The sequence below is a fragment of the Paenibacillus nasutitermitis genome (assembly GCF_014641075.1).
GTDB classification, from domain to species: Bacteria; Bacillota; Bacilli; order Paenibacillales; family Paenibacillaceae; genus Paenibacillus_Z; species Paenibacillus_Z nasutitermitis.
In genome coordinates, this window is the sequence record NZ_BMHP01000002.1 from 437,192 (window position 1) to 456,176 (window position 18,985).

Genomic DNA, 18,985 nt, shown 5'->3' on the forward strand with positions numbered 1-18,985 from the left:
ATCAGGATAATGCAGCTCTATTTTTTACCGGTTAACTGACTTTTCCATATACGGTCCACTCTTGGCCACTAATATACAATCCCCTACTGGATATGTCAAACATGTGATTGAATAGATCGTTAAGTGGGTTGACTTCATGCAAAGAAAAAACGTCAGTGACCTGGCCGATCAGCAGCGTGATCATTGTCAACGGACGTTCTTCTTGTTTGGTCTATGGTCTAGTTCTTGTTCTCGTACTGTTTCATCAACGCAGCCAGCTCATCTTCGACGGCCTGATCCTTGCTGAGCGCTTCGAATTCAGCGTCCAGCAGCTTTTCTTTGCTGGTCAGCTCATCGCTCGCTTCGGCCTGCGCTTCCATCTGGAGCATCTTCTCCTCCATCCGTTTCATGCCCGCAGCGGCGGTATCGGAGTTAAAACCCGCCATCGATTTATTGATTTCCGCCTGAGCTTTAGCCGCATTATATCGGGCTACCAGCATTTCGCGTTTGTTTTTCATATCGGACAGCTGCTTGCGCATCTCCGCAAGTTTTCCGCGCAAATTGTCGGCGGAGGATTTGTTTTGTTCATAGCTGCTATGGTATTCATCCCTCTTCTGCTCAGCCGCTTTCTTCTCTTCAAGCGCACGGCGGGCAAGGTCCGGATTCTGCATCTGGGCTGCTGTATGAGCCTGCTCATTGCGTTTCTTCACGAGCGCTTCCTGTTCCTCATACAGTATTTTGAATTTCTTCTCGATTGCAATCTGGGCAGCGACGGCTTTCTCCGCATCCTCCAGATCTTCCTGCATATCCCGGATATATTGGTCTGTCAGTTTTACCGGATCTTCCGCTTTCTCAATCATAGCGTAAATATTGGATAAAGTTAAATCTCTGAGTCTTTTAAAAATCGACATTTGCAGTCCTCCCTTTTCCATGTTTTCTACTATAATGGTACCTTTTACGAATGATAGCGGGATACGTTTCAATTATGTACCCCGATTGGAAAAAAAATCAACTTATTTAAGCTTATTCGACATTTCCTCAAAAAAAAAGCGCCGGTTTTCCGGCAGCTCGACTTGTCCTGTTCCTGAAGTACTTAAATGCGGATTATTTCTGATAATCCGTGCGCTGCTCGCCTTCGACAGGGTTGATCAGCTCCCCGCTCTTCTGACGCTGCTCCGTGACCGCGTAGGAAGTCATTTCTCCAACATTGCCATCTTTATCTGTCAAGCCGTATTTCGTGATTTCCGGAGTCATGAAGTTGTACATGAACACGACAGATTCACCGAATGCCTTCGGCTTGACCCCGACTTCACGGTATTTGCCGGTATCCGACCAGGTATCTTTCTGCCATTTGAATTCAGCCAACCCCTGGCTGTTAATCTCGATGTAGCTGATCAGTCCTTTGTATTCCTTCGTAAAGCGAAGCGTTTCGCCTTTAGGGAATGTGTACGTTTGGGAGAATCCTTCGCCCGAAGGTGAAAGCTCTTTCCCGGAAGAAATCTCGCTCAGATGGATTGCGATATTACGGGCTTCCGCAAGCGTCCCTTTCCTGAGCTTCTGGAATTGGGCTTCCCCCGATGGCGTGCGCACAATCGCCTGTCTGGTTGCAGTGATGTAATCCACTTTTCCGCCAAGCGTTTCGGAGAGAAAACGAAGCGGGACATACGCGCGGCCAGAAACAATCAGTACCGGGGCATCCAGCTTGACACGGGTGCCATTGACATTAGCTTCTGTGGCGTCCGACTGGAGCATGACGGTCATATTCAGGACCTTGTTTGTAATGACAACGGTCTTCGTCTTGGTATCATAGGAATAGCTTACCCAGCCGGGATCATTAAAAGCAATCAATTGCACCATTGTATTTCCTTGGGACAGAATTGCTTGATCCTGTATCTTGCCGTCAATAAAAACCTGCAGCTGCGCAGAGCCGGCAGCATAAGCGGAACTCCCGACCGTTAGTCCGCCAAGCAGCAGGGAGACGGCGACTACAGATTTCAACCATTTATTCATGGTGAATTAATTTCCTCCGTTTCTTATTCAATTAATAGTTTAGGATGTTAACAGATTATCATATCTGCGGTAAACTGCAAATCCCCCATCGCTTTTGAAGAATGCGATGGGGGATTTTTATGAGCTTATTCGTTTTTAACCATTCTGGCTGCGGCTATACAGCAGCGGATTGAGCGGGCTTGCGGCCAGATCGCCAGGACCAAGTCCCGGAAACCAGGAAGCCAGATCGCTGCGGTGGGAATTGCTTTGCGGTTCAGCTATGCGCAGACCGTCGGCAATATAAATAATGGTCATCACCTTGCGCATATGATCCGTCGGGTTCCCTGGCGCGCTATGCACGGTCCATCCGGAGTGGAAAGTGGCATCCCCTGCGGCCATTGCCCCATAGGTCCATTGTTCAAACCCTTTTCCATCGATATATTGGGCCAGCGTCTTATGGGACTCGTCGGAGATCACCATTCGATTGATAAAACCTTTCTTATGGGACCCCGAGGCGAAAGTCATCGAGCCGATCTCCTCTGAAATCGGAACAAGCGGCATCCAGAGTGTGATCGTCTTGTCTGTATCAAGCGGCCAGTAGATCTGGTCCTGATGCCAAGGCGTGTGACCCCCGTGAGGTTCTTTGTAAAGAGCTTGATCATGGTACATCCGGACCCCGTCGACCCCCATTAAATCCGCGGCAATCCGGGCAAAACGGCGGGCTAGGGAAAATTTGGCCACCGCTTCGCTATGTTTCCATAAATTTCCGATCTGAATAAAAGCTTTCCCGTACGTATCACGCTCTTCGAGCGGCTTATTGTGGTTGTTTAATCGCTTGACGCAGTCACTGATAACCGGTTCATAAGCAGCCACCTCGTTCGGAGCGGCTATGCCGCGGAGCAGCACATGTCCCTTTTCCTGATAATCCTCCACCTGTGCTTTCGTGATCTCATAATGAGAGTCCAGAGCGGGCAGCAGGGCGGTCTGTTCGTCGGCTGACATTGTTTATTCCTCCTTCTGCTCATAGGAAATGAGCATCTCTTTATATGACGATTATATTCATTTGCAACGGAATGGTCATTGTCATTCCCTATTGAATATTTGTCAAAAACAACTGAAACTTATGAGTCCTATATGATATACTCCAACTATAATATCTTCTACAGGAGAAAGGTGCGTACCCATTCTTATGAGTGATCAGTTGAGCTCCCTTCCCGTGGTACCTTTCATCAGAGAAAGCGATTATGCCATCCGGCGACCGTGGAATGCACCTGAACGAAGGCTGCTTGATTACCTGCTGATCTATATTCAGGAGGGGATATGCCAATTTGCTGTTGACCGGCAAACCTACCGGTTTGAATCCGGTCAGCTATGCCTTGTCCAGCCGGGAAGCCTTGTTGCGCTGGAAGGACTGACAGATACGATTACTCCATATGCACATCTGGATATTTTTTACAACGAAAAGCGGGAGCAAAGCTTTGCAACCAGGCCTGGGCAGCTTGATCTGAGCCCGTACCGCGATCTGATGCAGCCAAGGTTTGACCAGGTATTTGGCATTCATGTTCCTGTTCGCCTTGAAGTCGTCAATCCGAAGAAATTCAGTGAAACGCTCATTCGGATGATTGAATTATGGCAGCAGCACAGTACATTGATGCAGTTGAAGGCGCAACTGCTTGCCTCCGAACTGGTTATTTCCATCCTGGAAGCTTACGACCGGGAAAACAGCTTCAGCACACGAAACGCATTGGATCCGTTCGGATGGATAGTTTCCTATTTCTCGGTCCATTTGAATGAGCCATTATCGATTCAGGATATGGCCGGCAGAGCCAATCTGTCCCCTTCCCGCTTCAGCGCGCTGTTCAAAGAGCGATATGGCGTATCCCCGCACCAGTATCTGATGGACATGCGGATCACACATTCCAGAGAGCTGCTTCAGGGCTCCACATTATCCCAGGAGGAGATCGCGTCCTATTGCGGATTTGCCGATATTCACCATTTCTCCAAAACGTTCAAAAAACGAACCGGACTCACTCCTGGCGATTGGCGCAACATGAGACGGAAAAATGAAAAATAACAAAGAAAACCCTTATGCGGTATGGGTTTCTTTGTTATTTTGAATACTGATCATAGGTCTCTCATGAAACCATATGCCGTATTTGGTCCAAATAGGTCTGTCGCATATTATCAGTTCTGCTCGATGGCTTACAAATACGGCTCCACAATCCGCTTTACCCGCTCCAGTCCTTCCCACATCCCTCCCGGACCGTCATAGATCAGCACCATAGCGCCGTCGAACCCGGATGTTCGCACACGCTCGAGACAAAGACGCAGCTCGGCTTCATCCGGCAGACCCTGCTCGTCATAATCGGCTTTGGCATGTACGGAAACGCTTGCGGGAAGGATCTGCTCAAATTCTGCATATTTGTGCGGTGCCTTGAAATTGCCGAAATCGGTAATAAATCCGATCGCATCCCCGGTCAACTCCAGAAGCTGCTTGCAGCTATCTCCGGTTGACGTAAGCGACTTGAAATTTTCACTGACCACCCGGACACCTTTATCCTCAGCGTACGCAGCAAGCTCCCGAAGCGCAGCGGCTGACAGCCGCAAAGCCTCTTCATCTTGCGGACCGGCTTCGCCGGCAATTATACGGATCTGCTTCGCTCCCGCCAGCGCCGCCGTATCGATCCATCTGCACGACAGTTCCAAATCAGCTTCACGGCGTTTGCTGTCGTCAGCCGTCAGATTGCCGTAATCCAGCAGCAGCGTATCAAAGGATACGCCAGCCGACAAAAAAGACTGCTTGAGCTGTTCCAAATAATCAGGCGCTGTCGACGGGAAATGAAAGTGACACACCTCAACGGCCCGATATCCGCGCCTCCCCGCTTCCTCAGGAAGCTCCAGCAATGAAAGGATCTCAGGCTGAGCCTGTTCATTTGTCGAATGTTCTCCCGTTTCTTCATTCCATACGGTCCATCGAAGCGGACCCAGAAGACGATGCAGGCTCCAGGTACTTACAGATAGATACGACATGAACCTTTCCTCCTTAATCGAAATAAAAAATTTTGGAAAATGAAAGGGCTGGTCTGCGATAAAGTCTTTCACACAGACCTTATCAGCTTAGCAGAAGCCGCACAGATTACAATACCCGGGCGCTGGAACATAAGTTGAGTTTGCAAAAAATAGTAGATAGATAGCAAATAAAACAAACAGCTCTCGCGTAGGAGAGCTGTTTATTGCCATCATAAAGATCCAAGAGAGGTTACTTGAACACTTTCAGGCGTTCCTCCAGCGGCATAAATTGCTTCTCGCCCGGATCGGCAGTCGGTTTGCCGAACGGCATCTGGGCAACCAACTCCCAGTTCGACGGCAGATTCCAGGTTTTCTGTACCTCTTCATCGATAATGGGATTGTAATGCTGCAGGGAAGCGCCTAACCCCTCCAGTTCCAGCGAAGTCCAGACGACCAGTTGCAGCATGCCCGAGGAATGCTGAGACCAATCGGGAAACTTTTCCCTGTACGTAGCAAATTGCTGCTGCAAATTTTCAATAACACTTCTGTCCTCAAAAAACAAAACGGAGCCGTAACCGCTGCGGAAACCGTTGATTTTCTCTTCCGTTTGGGCAAAATTCTCAGCGGGTACCATTTTTCGCAGCGTTTCCTTGACGATGTCCCACAGGCGTTCATGCTGTTCATCCAGAAGGATGACCACCCTTGCGCTTTGGGAGTTGAACGCAGAAGGCGTGTGTAAAACCGCATCGCTCACAATTTCCTGGATGCGCGCATCCGGAACAATTTTATCTTTGCTGATCGCATAAATGGAACGGCGTTTTTTCAAGCCTGCAATAAAATCCTGACTCATCGATCATCATCCTTCCATGATTATTACCTGATTAGGATATCCCGCCTTTTATATCATTACCCTCATTCCAATCAAAATCCTTCATTTTACCTTTCATCCACTTTGGCGCCAAATGAACGAAGCAATTGGACGGCGTGTACCGCATCCATTTTTGCTCCCTTCAGATCTAGCGACTTCAAATCAACTCCATCCAGAATCGCACCGCGAAAATCAGCTCCCGAAAGCTTGGCCCGGCTCAGCTGCGCCCGTGTCAGATCAGCTTCGCGCATATCGGCCTTCTCCAGACTGGTTCCGGATAAATCCGTTTCATGGAAACGAATGCCACGCAAATCCTGTTTGGCTAAATGTTGATTTCGCAGATTCGTATAGGACCAGTCTCCCTTTACCAGCGTAATGCCATCCATTTGCGCACCGGAAAAATCCGATCCGGTCATTTTACAGCCGACGAATTTGGCAACGAACAGATTGGCAGATGTAAAAATGCAATTCATAAAGGCCGATTCCGTATGAATCGAAGCATTTAATAATGCGCCCCGGAAATCGCAATCAATAAACCGGCAGCCGATCGTATTGATCTCCTCGAAGGAGGTTCCGCGAAAGCGGCACCGTGTAAACGTACAGTGCTGCAGTTCCCCTTCCCGGCGGTCCGAGCTGCTGAAATCTACCTCTTCGTAGGTTTGATCTATGTATTGATACATCATTATTCCCCCTTTAATGCTGATGATTTCAGGAATCACCCTACCTATTATCCTATTTCGCTTCCGCGATGGCAAGGCATGATCAACCCCTGCCGCCTTCGTAACAGATCATCGGTTTGCCCTAAATCGGGTGCCTCATACACGAAGAAGCCGACCCTGAGGGGCCAGCTTCTCATTCATTTCGTTAACTGTTTTCTTATTTCCTGCTCCGGCATAGGACGGCCGAAGAGATAGCCTTGTGCTTCATGACACCCCTCTTCAATGATCAGCTGAAGCTGCTGATCATTCTCTACCCCTTCCGCAACCACCCGAAGATCGAGATTTTTGGCCATCGCAATAATCGTCGTCACAATCGCCGCATTATCCTTGTCGTTGGTTACATCCACGAGAAAAGAGCGGTCAATCTTCAGCTTGTCAATCGGCAGCTTCTTCAAATAACTGAGCGAGGAATATCCCGTCCCGAAATCATCCATGGATATGGAAAGGCCAAGACGCTTCAACTGGTCCAGCTTGTCAATCACATGACTGGTATCATGCATCGCTACGCTTTCGGTAATTTCCAGATCCAGGTGCTGGAAGGGAATACCGGTCTCATTCACGATACGGGCAATCGACTCCACCAGATTGGATTCATAAAACTGGCGCAAGGAAATGTTGACCGCCACCCGGATCGGACTAAAGCCGCACAACTGCCACTGCTTGAGTTGTTTGCAGGCTTCCCGGAGTACCCACTCTCCCAGCCCCACGATCAGACCCGTTTCTTCCGCCAGCGGAATGAATTCAACGGGCGAAACATCACCAAGCTCCGGATGGTTCCAACGCAGCAGAGCTTCCACACCGACCAGTTTCCGGCTCACCAGATCAATCTGAGGCTGATAATAAACCATCAGTTCCTCATGGTTGATGGCTTTTCGAAGCTCCTTCTCCAATACCATTTTACGAAGATACGTACGGTCCATCTCGCTGTTATAGAAACGGTATTTATTCCGGCCCTGTTCTTTGGCCTGATGCATGGCGGTATCGGCGTGTTTCATTAGCGATTCGGCATCCAGGTTTTCCGGGGAAGACAGGCTCATTCCGATGCTTGTCGTGGAATGCACCTCCTGGCCCTTCAATACAAAGGGGGATTTGAACGCTTGCAGAATTTTCTCCGCCACCAGCTCGGCTTGTGCGTGGGAGCTTCCCGTCAGCATAATAACAAATTCATCGCCGCCGATGCGAAACGCCTTGCCGTCGCTTTCCAGTACATCCGAAAGCCGCTGAGCAACCATCATCAGGAATTGATCGCCTGCAGAGTGGCCAAGCGTATCATTAATGATTTTGAAACGGTCGAGATCAATGAACATTAAGACGATTCCGCTTTGCTCCAGAAGCAGGGCATTGTTCAATGTCTGGTTGAACGCTCTGCGGTTTGGCAGTCCTGTCAGCGTATCGCGATAGGCCAGCTCCACAATCCTCTGCTCATATTCTTTTCTTACCGTAATATCGGTAGAAACACAGAGCAGCTGCCGCGAGTCCGATAGGCCGATGGGAATTTTAGCCGTCTGCACCCATCTGCGGCTGCCCTTATGGTCGACGATAACCTGCTCCAAATTATAGATGCCCTCGCCCTTCTTAAGCAGCTCGAGCTCTTCCTCTTCTCCGTGCCGATACTCATCTTCATATTGAATAAAATCCGTCTCTTTCTTGCCGACGATATTAGCTACGGTCTCCCCATACATCTTGGCCAGCGACAAATTCGCGAGCGTTAAAGCACCTTTTGCATTCTTCGTGTAAATAAAGCTTGGATTGGTGTCAATGACAGTCCGCAGAAATTCCTGCTGGTTCATTAACGCCCGGTTCATCTCCCGCACAACATTGGCATGCATAAAGCAAAAGCCTATAAAGACCGCAATGGCAAATATCAAAACGGCAATACTGCTGGGATACAGGCCGCTTCTTTGCGACATATTAAGCGTGCCGACGGAATAGGCCACAACAGAAGTGGAGCTGAACAATACCAGAAAGGCTCTTCGATGCGGATTTGCGACCTTTAGACTGATGAAGAAGCATAACCCGATACATATAAAAAAAAGCGGGAAGCTCAGGTTGAAAATCCATCTGAAGGAACCATATTCGGGAAAAAGAAAGCTTGCATAATGCTTCGATTCAACAAGAGCCAGCTTCTTGATGCTCATCTTCATCCATCCTGTGGCATAGACGAGCATGCTCCAGCAGGAGAGTGCAATGATCATTTTCTTGTTGATGATCCACGTCCATCTGGGGGAAAGCTCGCCTTTTTGAGCCAAACTCCGGTAAATGGCATAGGTCACATACAATAAGGAAGGCGGCAGCATGATTGATCCAAACCGGAACAAACGGAACAGGAAATCAATCCAGCCCAGCGAGAAATAATTATGAGCGAACAATATGGCCACATCAAGCTGCCAAACCCCGATGAATAACATAAAAATGAACAGACTTTTGGACAACATCGTTCTGCCGAACAATGTTTGGATGGCGAGACCAAGACCTAAAGGGACGATTGAAAAAACGAGCATTAGAAAGAACATGGATTTTACCCTCGCCTGCTTTTATTTATACAAAAATTAACAAGTCCTTGTGGCGTCATTCCTTGTATTTGGAAAGTAGCATACAGGTATTGTTTCCGCCATAGCCATGTGAGGTTATTACAATCTGTTCAATATCCTGGTAGAGAGTTTCGGTGACAATCGGCAGATCAAAGAAGCCCTGTCGGGAGGTTTTGATCGTTGGCGGAATAAATCGATGCTCCATGGATATAAGCGAGGCGATAGCCTGCATCACTCCGCTAGCGCCGAAGGCATGCCCGACCATGCTTTTAATAGTTGTAACCGGGACATCGGATTCCAGACAATTACGGTACGCTATATACTCCACCTTATCATTTGAATTTAAACCAAGTGCCTGACTGTTCATATACGTCGGCTTATGCGGGCCAAGGACGGCCTGCAGTGCCTGTGTCATCGTGCGTCCGGTCAGATCGGAAGCAAAGATGGATTGTCCGTCATTATTCGTATAGATATTGTCGATCACCCCATACAACTGCGCATTCCTTCGCAGGGCATCCTTCTCCCGCTCCAGCACCATTACCCCGGCGCCTTCCGCGATTACAAACCCTTCCCTGTCCAGGGAAAAAGGGCAGCCTGCAAGCTCGATTTCCTGCTCTCTTGCCAAAGCCCCCATCTTCGAAAAGCTGTACACACAGCCCCGGGAGACGGGAGAATCGGAGCCGCCGATCACACAAACATCCGATTGATGGGTCTCCAGCAGCAGCTTCGCCATCAGGACGGCATCCAGCCCTGCTGTGCAGCCTGTGCTTAATGTAAAAACAAGACCGCTAGCGCCAATATGGCTGGCCACAGCAGACGATAAGCTGTGAGGGTTCCCTGCCCCCGCGCTGGACAGGGGGAACCTCTCAAACTGCCCTTTATTGCTGAGCTCCGCATACTGCTCAATCTCGGACAGACCGCCTACGGAAGTCCCCATAATAACCGAAACGCGCCGCCCTTCTTTCGGAGCTATCCCCGACATCTCCATGGCATCTCCGGCAGCAGCTATCGCAAGTCGGGCTACCCGGGGGTAATTCTTGTAATTAATGCCATTCATTTGCTTGAAATCGCCTTTTACGATTCCGCCTATCAAATCCGATCCGTGCGGCCCGATTCCCTTAATCACTTGATGCGTACACAAGCCCGATTCCAGCACTTCTCTGAACTGCAAGGCATCCTGTGCTCCGGGCGCTTTGATGCCATAACCTGTCACTACGATTTTCTCCATTGTCTCCCAACGCTCTCTATATAATCGACTGAAATTCCAACAATGTTAGCCCCTATTTCGACATTGTTCGAGTACATTATAGCTGATACACAGGTTTTCAACACCATAAATTTATCCAAATGGCTTTTTTTGCGCTTACCCGGGAAATATGAATTTATTTCCTCGCCTGGATAACAGGCTTCAAACACGCCGCAACGGACAAAAAGAGGCATACGCGAACGCATACCTCTCGTTGTTTTCAAGTAGAGATATTCTTTATTCTTCAAACAATTTCTCTCCCCGGGAAAGACGCCAAGCGATCTGAGCCGTATGCGGCGTCTCGCGGGCCGTCGGAGCATGGGCGGCCAGGTAGCGCGCAGCCGCAATCAGCAGCGTTTCCTTGGCGCGCTCCGCAAACGGATCGCTTCGTACGCTCCAGTGATCATAAGCGCTCATGGCCGCTTCATAAAGCTGAAAGGAATGAAACTCCGCATCCTCCCGCAGCAGCGCATGACCGAGCGTATTCATCAGCTTTTCGCGGCTTCCGTCCGCATTCAAATAACTTGCGACCCACTTAGCGGCCTGATTGACTTGCTGCCTCTGGTCCATCAGCTGAAGCAGTTCGGCGGTTTCCATAGACGCCTCACCTTCAGCCGGCTTTGGTCTTGGAGCAGCTGGGACATTAAGGAAACGGTCCAGATAGACGCTGATTGCCCCGTAAAATATAGCTCGAAGCACCATCGGCTCATGGCCGCGTGCCGCCGCTTCATGTACGGCATGTGCATAGGTAAAGGTATGCAGCACCGCGATCCAATCGCCAAAATCATTCTGCGTATGGAATCGTACGATTCGTTCCGCCGCCGCAAGGACAACCAGCTGTGCCAGCTGACTGGGGTCCTTTCCCTCCTGAATGAATTGAAGCAGCGCATGGACCGTCTCAAGCGGCTGCTCGCCGAGCAGCATGCCGACAAGATTCTCCTCTTCTTCTGTCGTTACGGATTTGAAAGGCTGTTCTTCCCTCCTGTGTTGGGGAAGCTGGCTGAACGCTTGACGCAGCGGTTCAACCAGATTGACAGGCGCCTGCCACTGATGAAGCTCTTCGCTGCGGGTTGGATTGGCCATCAACGGTACAAGCGATGCAAGCACTTGGCTTCTGCGATCTGCTTGCACGAAACGCAGGGATTCAAACGCCTTGTTATGGAAATCAAGCGTATGGCCGCCATCCAGGTAGAAATGATCCGTTACGGCGATGAACATCATATCAGCAAGCTCTTCGTCAGTAGCCCCTTTGGCAATCGATGTGAGCAGAATCCGCTCCGCTCCTTGCGTATCTCTGACCTCCACGCAGTTCCTGTACCATGAGGTCAAACGTTCCTGGGAAACCTCGCCTTGCGGAAGTCCGCCCAGAAGATGATGCTCCGCCCTTCCGCTGCTGCTGCGGGCGACATGATGCAGTCCATGATACAGGGCAAGCAGCTGGCCCATCTTGTCCAGCTTGGGCAGTACCCGCGTCATCGCAGTCAGAATCGTTAGTCCGGCATTCCAGCCGCCGCTTAGTCGGGTGCCGTATTCAATGCCCATTGCAGCAATTTCCGCAGCCGGCACATTCGATTCCAGCAAGCCAACTATCGCTTTGGCAATTACAATGCCGATATTTTGTTCCAGCCCGTTTCTTAGCCGCTCCAACTGCATTTCTTTATCGCGCACGCTTCGGGAACGGGCATGCACCCACACTCCGTCTTCCTTAACTTTCACATCATGCGCCGGCACATCGTCAGCCCAAGGGTCAAGCGTCCCGCCGCTGCACACATCAAATCTGGCATGATGCCAGTGGCAGGTGAGAATCCCGTCGCACAAGCTTCCGATGTGCAGCGGAAACCCCAGATGTGGACAGCGGTTATCCACTGCATATACCTGTTCCTCGTGATAGAAAACAGCGATTCCGCCTTTAATGACTTTCGCTTTCTCCTGTTGAAGCGATTCCAAAGTTCCAGCGAATAACCACTCACCCGTCATGTTCGCCACACTCATTAGTAACAAACCCCTTTCGGTCCGTATAATAAGCTTGCACCCTTATTATACCAGCCCTTTTCGGTTTGCGGCTCAAGACAGTATAATTTATTAGCTATCGTTTCTTTGAACTATGATGCGAAGACCCTGGTGAATTACAATAGAAATTCATGCAGGATAATCCGATAGGTAATAAAAAAGCAGCAATTCAGGATTTATTTTCTCGTCCCTGACTGCTGCTGTAGCTAGCTTTTGGAGATCAAAATCGTACTTATGCCGCGCGAACGGTGAGCAGATAACGTTAAACACATTCAACGATGCCCTCTATAACCGTCAGTGAAGCTGCTTGAAGCTGCCTATGCCGCGGACTTCGTCTGTCTGGATAGCAGCAGAAGAGTCACCCAGATAAGAATAAATCCGGCAAACTGTACGATCGTCAGCGGCTGGCTGAAAACAAGCCAGTTTACGATCAGACCGACTGCCGGAAACGACAATTCGGCAAGCGTCGCATAGGACGCCTTCGTGCGGGACAAGCCCCGGTAATAGAACAGCAGACTGGCCAGCCCCGGCAAAAACGCCTGCAGCAGCAGGTTAGCGGTTACGGCGGCGAATGCGCCAACCTCTGAAGGAATATGCCATTGTGCCCCTTCCGATAAGGTTAAGGCGAGCAGCAGGGGCAATGCGACAACAAACCGCAAGGCTGTCACTGTAACGAAGCTCATACGGTCCAGCAGCAGTCTTCCCATAACGGTAGAGCCGCCCCATAAAGCCGCAGCGCCAAGGGATAAGAGACTGCCGCCTGTCCATATGTTATGCCAATGCCCGATAGGCGTCGACAATCCGAAGGTAATCAGATACGTGCCGGCAAGTGCCAGCAGGATCAGCCAGGAGAAACGCGGAGGAAGCGATTCACGCAGAACCAGCCGGGCAATAAATATCGTAAACAGCGGCTGTGTCTTTTGAATCAGCAGCACCGTGTTGGGATCCCCCGCTACAAAAGCGGATGTAAACAGGACAGTCGCGATAGCCGACCCGCCCCAGCCTATGAAGAGCAGCGCCCCAAGTTGGCGCATGTTCAATCCCGCAAGCTCGCTGCGATGAATCAACAATATCGGTATCGCGAACACCATCAGCAGCAGATGCTCGGCGAATACGATTTGCGAGGAGGTTAGCGACTTCAGCAGCAGGATGCGAAATAACGGATCCATCCCCCAAAGTGCTGCTCCTGCAGCTACCAACCAGATTCCGCTTACGGCAGCCTTCCCGGTATGCTGACGGTACAGCGGCGTATCGTTCAAAATCAGTTTCTTTTCCATATTCAACAACCCTTCCTGTTTTTGAACAGGACGCTTCGATAAAGAAGACAGCCCTGCCGTCAATAAAGACAACAGGGCTGACTCAAACAGGCCCAGCTTGAAGCCTTTTTTCTTTCGTGGCTTCTCGCTGCGCTGCTTTGACCTTCTCCCATCCGGACTATACCGTCGGCCTTGGAATCGCACCAAGTCAGTCGCATACCGTATAAAGCGATGTGCGAGTCGCGGGCTGAAGTTCCATCTGGAACCTTCACCGCCGGTCGGGATTTTCACCCTGCCCCGAAGATCCGTATTCAATTAGCCTGAATTGTAACACAGAGATTTCAGCTCTTCAATTAGCTGAAAGCGCAAAATCGCGATGTAAACGCTGCCGTTTGAAAATTTTTTTACTGGTGAAGGCGGAAATGGCTGGCAAGAGCTTGTGCTCTTGCCAGCCATTTGGAAGTCCTCCGTTAATCGCCTAAGGATACCATTCATTTTGCGGAGTAGAGATCGGGCACCAACGTGTGGCCAGCAAATAATCGAGCAGAACATTATTCGACTCATTCGTACCGATGCGGCGCAGCGCTTCAGCCGCATGACCGCGTACATACCTGCTGTCATCGTCCAGAGCATGGACCAGCTCGGGAATCGCCGATTCCGCCTGAGGTCCTTTCTTGGCCAGCGATAAGCCCGCCCAGAACCTGACCTGATGGTCCTCATCGGCCAGAGCCTCCGCCAATGCAGCGGTAATCGCACCATTGTCCGTGACCTGTAAATTCCCTAGCACCTCAACCGCAGTTCTGCGGATGATTGCGGATGCATGCTTCGTCAGGCCAATGATCGCCTGTGCAGCAGCTTCGCCGACAGCATCCAGTTCGCCCAGCGCGAATGCGGCCAGGTGTACAGTCAGCTCTTTATCGCTTTTCGTCAGCCGGATTAATCCTTCCTCTGCGTACGCACCCGAAGCGGTTAGCCCATAAGCAGCAGATACCGCAACCGGCTTCTCCCCATCTTTAACGGCATTAAGCAGCAGCTCGGCACCAGCAGAACCGCATGCAGCAAGCCCATAAGCGGCGTTGAGACGGACTGGTTCATAGCTGTCTTGCAGCGCATCTGCCAGCAGCTGGCGGATTTGCCCGGCATCCGGTCCAGCCAGCAGTCCGAGCTGGTTGGCAGCTTCCGCCCGTACGTGAGCATCCTCATTCTGCAGCTGCTTCGCAAATTCAGCCACATCCGCGTGTTCCCCACCGCTTTGGCGCCCCGAGAGATCGCCGCCTTTGCCGGCCATCCAGTTCCAGTTATTCTCCCACAACAGATCATGCCGGTCCATTGGGATGTCCAGAGCAGATGGAGCTTGCCACTGCGGATCCGTACAATTCCAGGTTGGCTCCGTTGCAGCATCGGTTCGCATAAACTCGAATTTCAGCATGTAACGCTGTTTCCCCGTCAAATTGGAATTGGAACGATGCCAGATATCATAATGAATCAGAGCGAAGGTGCCGGCTCCTCCGTTTGCTTTGCCTTCCCAATCATTATCGTCCTGCTCAAAAATCCGGCTCTCATGGTATTGCGTTCCCGGCATCACGCCGGTTGGTCCAAGCTCAAGCGGGGTGTCCTGCGGGAAATACATAATCATGGCCCACCACTGCTTGTGATTGCGCATTCTTTGATAACCCCAGTAGCTGTCTTTATGCCATCCGCCCGGCACAGGATTGCTGTTCAAATGACCGTAACGGTGTGTATGCATGATATAATTCGGTCCCAGAACACTGGTCAGGGCGCCCTTGATCACAGGACTGTCAAAAACAACCTGCAGCTCTCTGATCCGTGGAAGCAAGTTGTTGCCGGGATTGCCTTCCTTCTCGTATACATAATCTAGCTGCTCTAACAAGCGCGTATGAAATTCGTTCTTGAAATCGGTTTTCAGGATTAAGAAGCCCTTGGAGATAAAGCTTTGCATTTGCTCGTCATCCAGTAATTGAAGTGTTTTCTGTTCCATGGGTCACCCTCGCTTAGTATAAAGTTTGATTCCCTTCTCAACTTGCCGGGAATGATGTCCTCATTATACAGTGGGTGCCGCTAACATAATATGAACGTTATTATGATGCATTTGCACAATACTTAGATTGGCCGGCATCATCGTACATGCTCAGTCCGCCCAACGCGGTCAGCCTAAGGCTTTAGCAATTGGAACACACTAACATTGCGGCCGACAACAAGATTATTGTCGCTGATGATTTCCACAGTGGCCAGAAAGCACAGAAAGGACCTCCACGATCTGCTGCTGGACGAGGTGCCCGGGATCAGTATAATCTTCGGTTGTTTATCCTTTATGGGCAAACAAAGATAAAAAGCCTGAAGCGGTGTTTGAGTCCGCTTCAGGCTGATTTGATTCACATTCAAGCTGTTGTAGTTCCATTCCGAAAACTACCTCTTAACCAATTATTCGCCAGGAACTGATCCATCTGCGTCTTAAATATAACCCAGACTTCCCATCTTACTCCGCGCATTTCCTACTTATACGCCTGCATGAAGGCTGCGGTCGGACCGGTAATACTAATGATGTTTCAAATGTTCCAACGTCTGTATAAAGATTTGCTCAACATGATTGTCATCCAGGGAATAAAACACCGTTTTTCCAACCTTGCGTCTCTTTACGATCCGGTTATTTCGCAAAAACCGCAGTTGATGAGACACCGCTGACTGCCCCATATCAAGCACCTGCGTCAAATCGTGGACGCACAGCTCCCCCTGGGACAAGGCATGGATCATTTTAACCCGCGTTGGATCTCCGAGCGTCTTGAATAAATCGGCAACTTCCGATGCCTCCGCATCGTCCACCAGTCTGGCTTTAACGGAGTTTACATCCGCTGCCGTTCCGCTGCACGCTTCGTCACAGGCGTCTTGAATCAATTTCTCCGCCACAATTTCCACCAACCACCTTTTGGATTTGCTCTATATTATAGCATTTGGGGTTGCATTGGGAAAGAAAAAGGGTATCCATCTATATCTGCGGCTTGTATGAACCGCATAAGGCTGTTCGGAATAAAAATAATAGACGCTTCCGATAATCAGTCATTCATCAGATATAGAAAAATAGGCCAAAATATATTAGCTGTATGTTTGACAGGGAATCAAATCCGGAGTATTATATGAGCATGTATTCATATATTGATCTGAAAGAAGGAATGCTCCATGAAAGAATATCGCGTCAAAGGTCTTTCCTGCGGCAATTGCGCACTGACAATCGAGAGTCAGATTAAACGCCTGGAATACGGAGAAACAGCCGAACTTCATTACAGCACCGGCAAGCTGAGGATCGATCCGCGTATTTCTTTCAAGGCTGTGGAGAATATCCTGAAAGCAGATCGCGCTTATATAGAAAGCGGTCACGATGAGCATGAACATAAACATGCCGGCGAAGGACATTCCCACGATCATGGCGGGCATGGGCATGATCACGGCGAAGGCCATACCCACAGTCATGATCAGGGAATGGCAGGTCCGATCCGGATGCTTGTCCTATCTGCCCTCTTGTTTGCAGCAGGTATTATTTCTGGCCGCTACGGGCAAGAAGCCCTTTCGATCGGATTCTATCTGCTTGCGACCGGTTTGAGCGGTTACACCACATTCCTTCGCGGGCTACGGCAATTAATATCGCTGCGGTTTACGATTGATACACTCATGACCATTGCGCTAATCGGCGCCATCGCCATTGGAGAATGGAAAGAAGCGACGCTTGTCGCCATCCTGTTCGGTCTCAATGAGCTGCTTGAAGGTCTTGGCATGGAGAAAGCCCGTCGATCCATGGCTTCACTGTTGAAGGTCGCCCCCAAAGAAGCTGTCCGGCTGGAGAATGGTGCTGAACGGGTCGTGCCGATCGCTTCCTTAAAGGCTCAAGATCTGGTCATCGTAAAACCTGGAGAAAAAATCCCGTCCGACGGCATTGTCGAGGATGGCACAAGCTCCGTGAACGAAGCTGCGATTACAGGCGAGTCTCTGCCTGTGGAGAAAACAGCTGGAATGGCCGTTTTCGGAGGCAGTATCAATAATGAAGGTGTTCTGCGGGTCCGGATTGAAAAAGCGTATGAGGATTCGTCACTTTCCAAAATTCTGCATCTGGTGGAGGAAGCGCAGGAAACCAAGACACCTACCGAGCAGTTCATTAATAAATTTGCCAAGTATTATACGCCAGCTATAATGGCTGCAGCCGTGCTCGTAATGATCGTTCCGCCGCTGCTGGGCGGAGGAGATTGGATCAAATGGCTGTATCAGGGACTCGCCGTACTGATTGTAGGCTGTCCATGCGCTCTTATATTGTCTTCGCCGATCGCGATCGTCTCGGGTATAACCCGAAACGCGCGGAACGGCATTCTGATCAAAGGCGGCGTGTTTCTGGAGCAGCTTGGCAAGATCGATACGCTTGCCTTCGATAAGACCGGTACGCTGACCAGAGGGGAACCTCATGTCGAGCAAATGGTTGTCTACGACGAAACCCGGTTCTACCTAGCAGCCGGAGCGATCGAGAAATCCTCTTCTCACCCCCTGGCAAGAGCCATTATGAAAGAAATTTCCAAAAGGGGCATCGAGCTTCCGGATGCCGAGGATCTCCGGACAGTCGCAGGCAGCGGTATCGTAGCCAAAGTGTCGGGGGAAACCTACTGGCTGGGCAATGAGCAGAGTGTCGCCCATTTGACACTTGCACCAGAGGTGAAAGCACAGATTGCAGATCTTAAAGATCAGGGTCTGACCTTGGTGATCGTCGCCGACCGGAATCAGGTGCTTGGCATGTTCGGCATCGCCGACGAAATCCGCGAGGAAAGCCGCTCCGTGATCTCAGAGCTCCATCGTGCAGGAATCCGGCAAACCGTCATGCTGACCGGTGATCATCAAAAAACCGCGGAGAAGGTTGCCGCCGTTGTTGGCGTCACCTCCTTTCACGGCAATCTGCTCCCGGAAGACAAAGTCCGTATTATTAAGGACATGGCCGCCAACGGTCACGTGGCCATGATTGGCGACGGCATTAACGATGCTCCGGCATTGGCGTCTGCCCAGCTCGGCATTGCGATGGGCAAAGGAACAGACAGCGCCATTGAGACGGCGGATATCGTTCTGATGCAGGATCATCTGGGCAAGCTGCCGGAAGCCATCGGTATCGCCAAGCGGGTCAATGCCGTCATCCGCTTCAATATTGCGATAGCCCTGGGATTGAAGCTGATTGCCCTCCTGCTTACGATTCCCGGATGGCTGACGCTGTGGATCGCGATATTATCAGACATGGGTGCAACGATCTTCGTTACGCTGGTTAGTTTAACGGTATTGATTAGCGGCAAAAGAAATCATTGATCTTCCGAAAAAAAAACAGATCGGGCTATAAT

15 protein-coding genes and 1 riboswitch are annotated in these 18,985 nt (G+C 50.3%); of the genes, 2 read left to right on the forward strand and 13 right to left on the reverse strand.

Translation table 11 applies throughout. The features are described 5' to 3' along the window. Positions 1-218 precede the first annotated feature (218 nt). From IEY46_RS12025 to IEY46_RS12035, 3 genes are all read right to left on the reverse strand, one after another. Complete coding sequence (locus IEY46_RS12025; protein WP_188992250.1) at positions 219-890, reverse strand: PspA/IM30 family protein; 672 nt, start codon at positions 888-890, stop codon at positions 219-221. A 193-nt stretch (positions 891-1,083) separates the two neighbouring features. Then, entirely contained in the window at positions 1,084-1,989 is a 906-nt protein-coding gene (locus IEY46_RS12030) for a copper amine oxidase N-terminal domain-containing protein (protein ID WP_188992251.1), read from the reverse strand. A 135-nt stretch (positions 1,990-2,124) separates the two neighbouring features. Continuing rightward, positions 2,125-2,970: a phytanoyl-CoA dioxygenase family protein gene (locus IEY46_RS12035; RefSeq protein ID WP_188992252.1), complete on the reverse strand. Its 846-nt coding sequence runs from the start codon at positions 2,968-2,970 to the stop codon at positions 2,125-2,127. A 187-nt stretch (positions 2,971-3,157) separates the two neighbouring features. Between IEY46_RS12035 and IEY46_RS12040 the strand changes: the two genes are divergently transcribed. Beyond that, on the forward strand, positions 3,158-4,042 hold the full coding sequence (locus tag IEY46_RS12040) for an AraC family transcriptional regulator (RefSeq protein WP_188992253.1): 885 nt from the start codon (positions 3,158-3,160) through the stop codon (positions 4,040-4,042). 128 nt (positions 4,043-4,170) lie between these two features. Here IEY46_RS12040 and IEY46_RS12045 read toward each other — a convergent pair whose 3' ends face one another. From IEY46_RS12045 to IEY46_RS12095, 10 genes are all read right to left on the reverse strand, one after another. Beyond that, complete coding sequence (locus IEY46_RS12045) at positions 4,171-4,998, reverse strand: sugar phosphate isomerase/epimerase family protein (RefSeq protein ID WP_188992254.1); 828 nt, start codon at positions 4,996-4,998, stop codon at positions 4,171-4,173. A gap of 229 nt (positions 4,999-5,227) precedes the next feature. Further along, complete coding sequence (locus IEY46_RS12050) at positions 5,228-5,827, reverse strand: nitroreductase family protein (protein WP_188992255.1); 600 nt, start codon at positions 5,825-5,827, stop codon at positions 5,228-5,230. Between the two features lie 86 nt (positions 5,828-5,913). Beyond that, positions 5,914-6,525 (reverse strand): pentapeptide repeat-containing protein, encoded by a 612-nt coding sequence (locus IEY46_RS12055; RefSeq protein ID WP_188992256.1) that lies wholly within the window; start codon positions 6,523-6,525, stop codon positions 5,914-5,916. Positions 6,526-6,701: 176 nt separating this feature from the next. Then, a complete protein-coding gene (locus IEY46_RS12060; RefSeq protein WP_229750258.1) occupies positions 6,702-9,077 on the reverse strand; it encodes an EAL domain-containing protein in 2,376 nt (791 codons plus the stop codon). Positions 9,078-9,132: 55 nt separating this feature from the next. Continuing rightward, entirely contained in the window at positions 9,133-10,323 is a 1,191-nt protein-coding gene (locus IEY46_RS12065; protein WP_188992258.1) for a beta-ketoacyl-[acyl-carrier-protein] synthase family protein, read from the reverse strand. Beyond that, positions 10,308-10,589 (reverse strand): hypothetical protein, encoded by a 282-nt coding sequence (locus tag IEY46_RS12070; RefSeq protein ID WP_188992259.1) that lies wholly within the window; start codon positions 10,587-10,589, stop codon positions 10,308-10,310. Before IEY46_RS12070 ends, IEY46_RS12065 begins: the two co-directional genes overlap by 16 nt. Continuing rightward, complete coding sequence (locus tag IEY46_RS12075) at positions 10,579-12,333, reverse strand: Rieske (2Fe-2S) protein (RefSeq protein ID WP_229750259.1); 1,755 nt, start codon at positions 12,331-12,333, stop codon at positions 10,579-10,581. Before IEY46_RS12075 ends, IEY46_RS12070 begins: the two co-directional genes overlap by 11 nt. A 335-nt stretch (positions 12,334-12,668) precedes the next feature. Then, positions 12,669-13,628 (reverse strand): DMT family transporter, encoded by a 960-nt coding sequence (locus IEY46_RS12080; RefSeq protein ID WP_188992260.1) that lies wholly within the window; start codon positions 13,626-13,628, stop codon positions 12,669-12,671. A gap of 136 nt (positions 13,629-13,764) precedes the next feature. Continuing rightward, positions 13,765-13,916: riboswitch (FMN riboswitch) on the reverse strand. A gap of 169 nt (positions 13,917-14,085) precedes the next feature. After that, on the reverse strand, positions 14,086-15,606 hold the full coding sequence (locus IEY46_RS12085; RefSeq protein WP_188992261.1) for a HEAT repeat domain-containing protein: 1,521 nt from the start codon (positions 15,604-15,606) through the stop codon (positions 14,086-14,088). Between the two features lie 557 nt (positions 15,607-16,163). After that, positions 16,164-16,532: an ArsR/SmtB family transcription factor gene (locus IEY46_RS12095; RefSeq protein ID WP_188992263.1), complete on the reverse strand. Its 369-nt coding sequence runs from the start codon at positions 16,530-16,532 to the stop codon at positions 16,164-16,166. Positions 16,533-16,802: 270 nt separating this feature from the next. Here IEY46_RS12095 and IEY46_RS12100 point away from each other — a divergent pair, with 270 nt between their 5' ends. Further along, complete coding sequence (locus IEY46_RS12100; RefSeq protein WP_188992264.1) at positions 16,803-18,953, forward strand: heavy metal translocating P-type ATPase; 2,151 nt, start codon at positions 16,803-16,805, stop codon at positions 18,951-18,953. Positions 18,954-18,985: the final 32 nt, after the last annotated feature.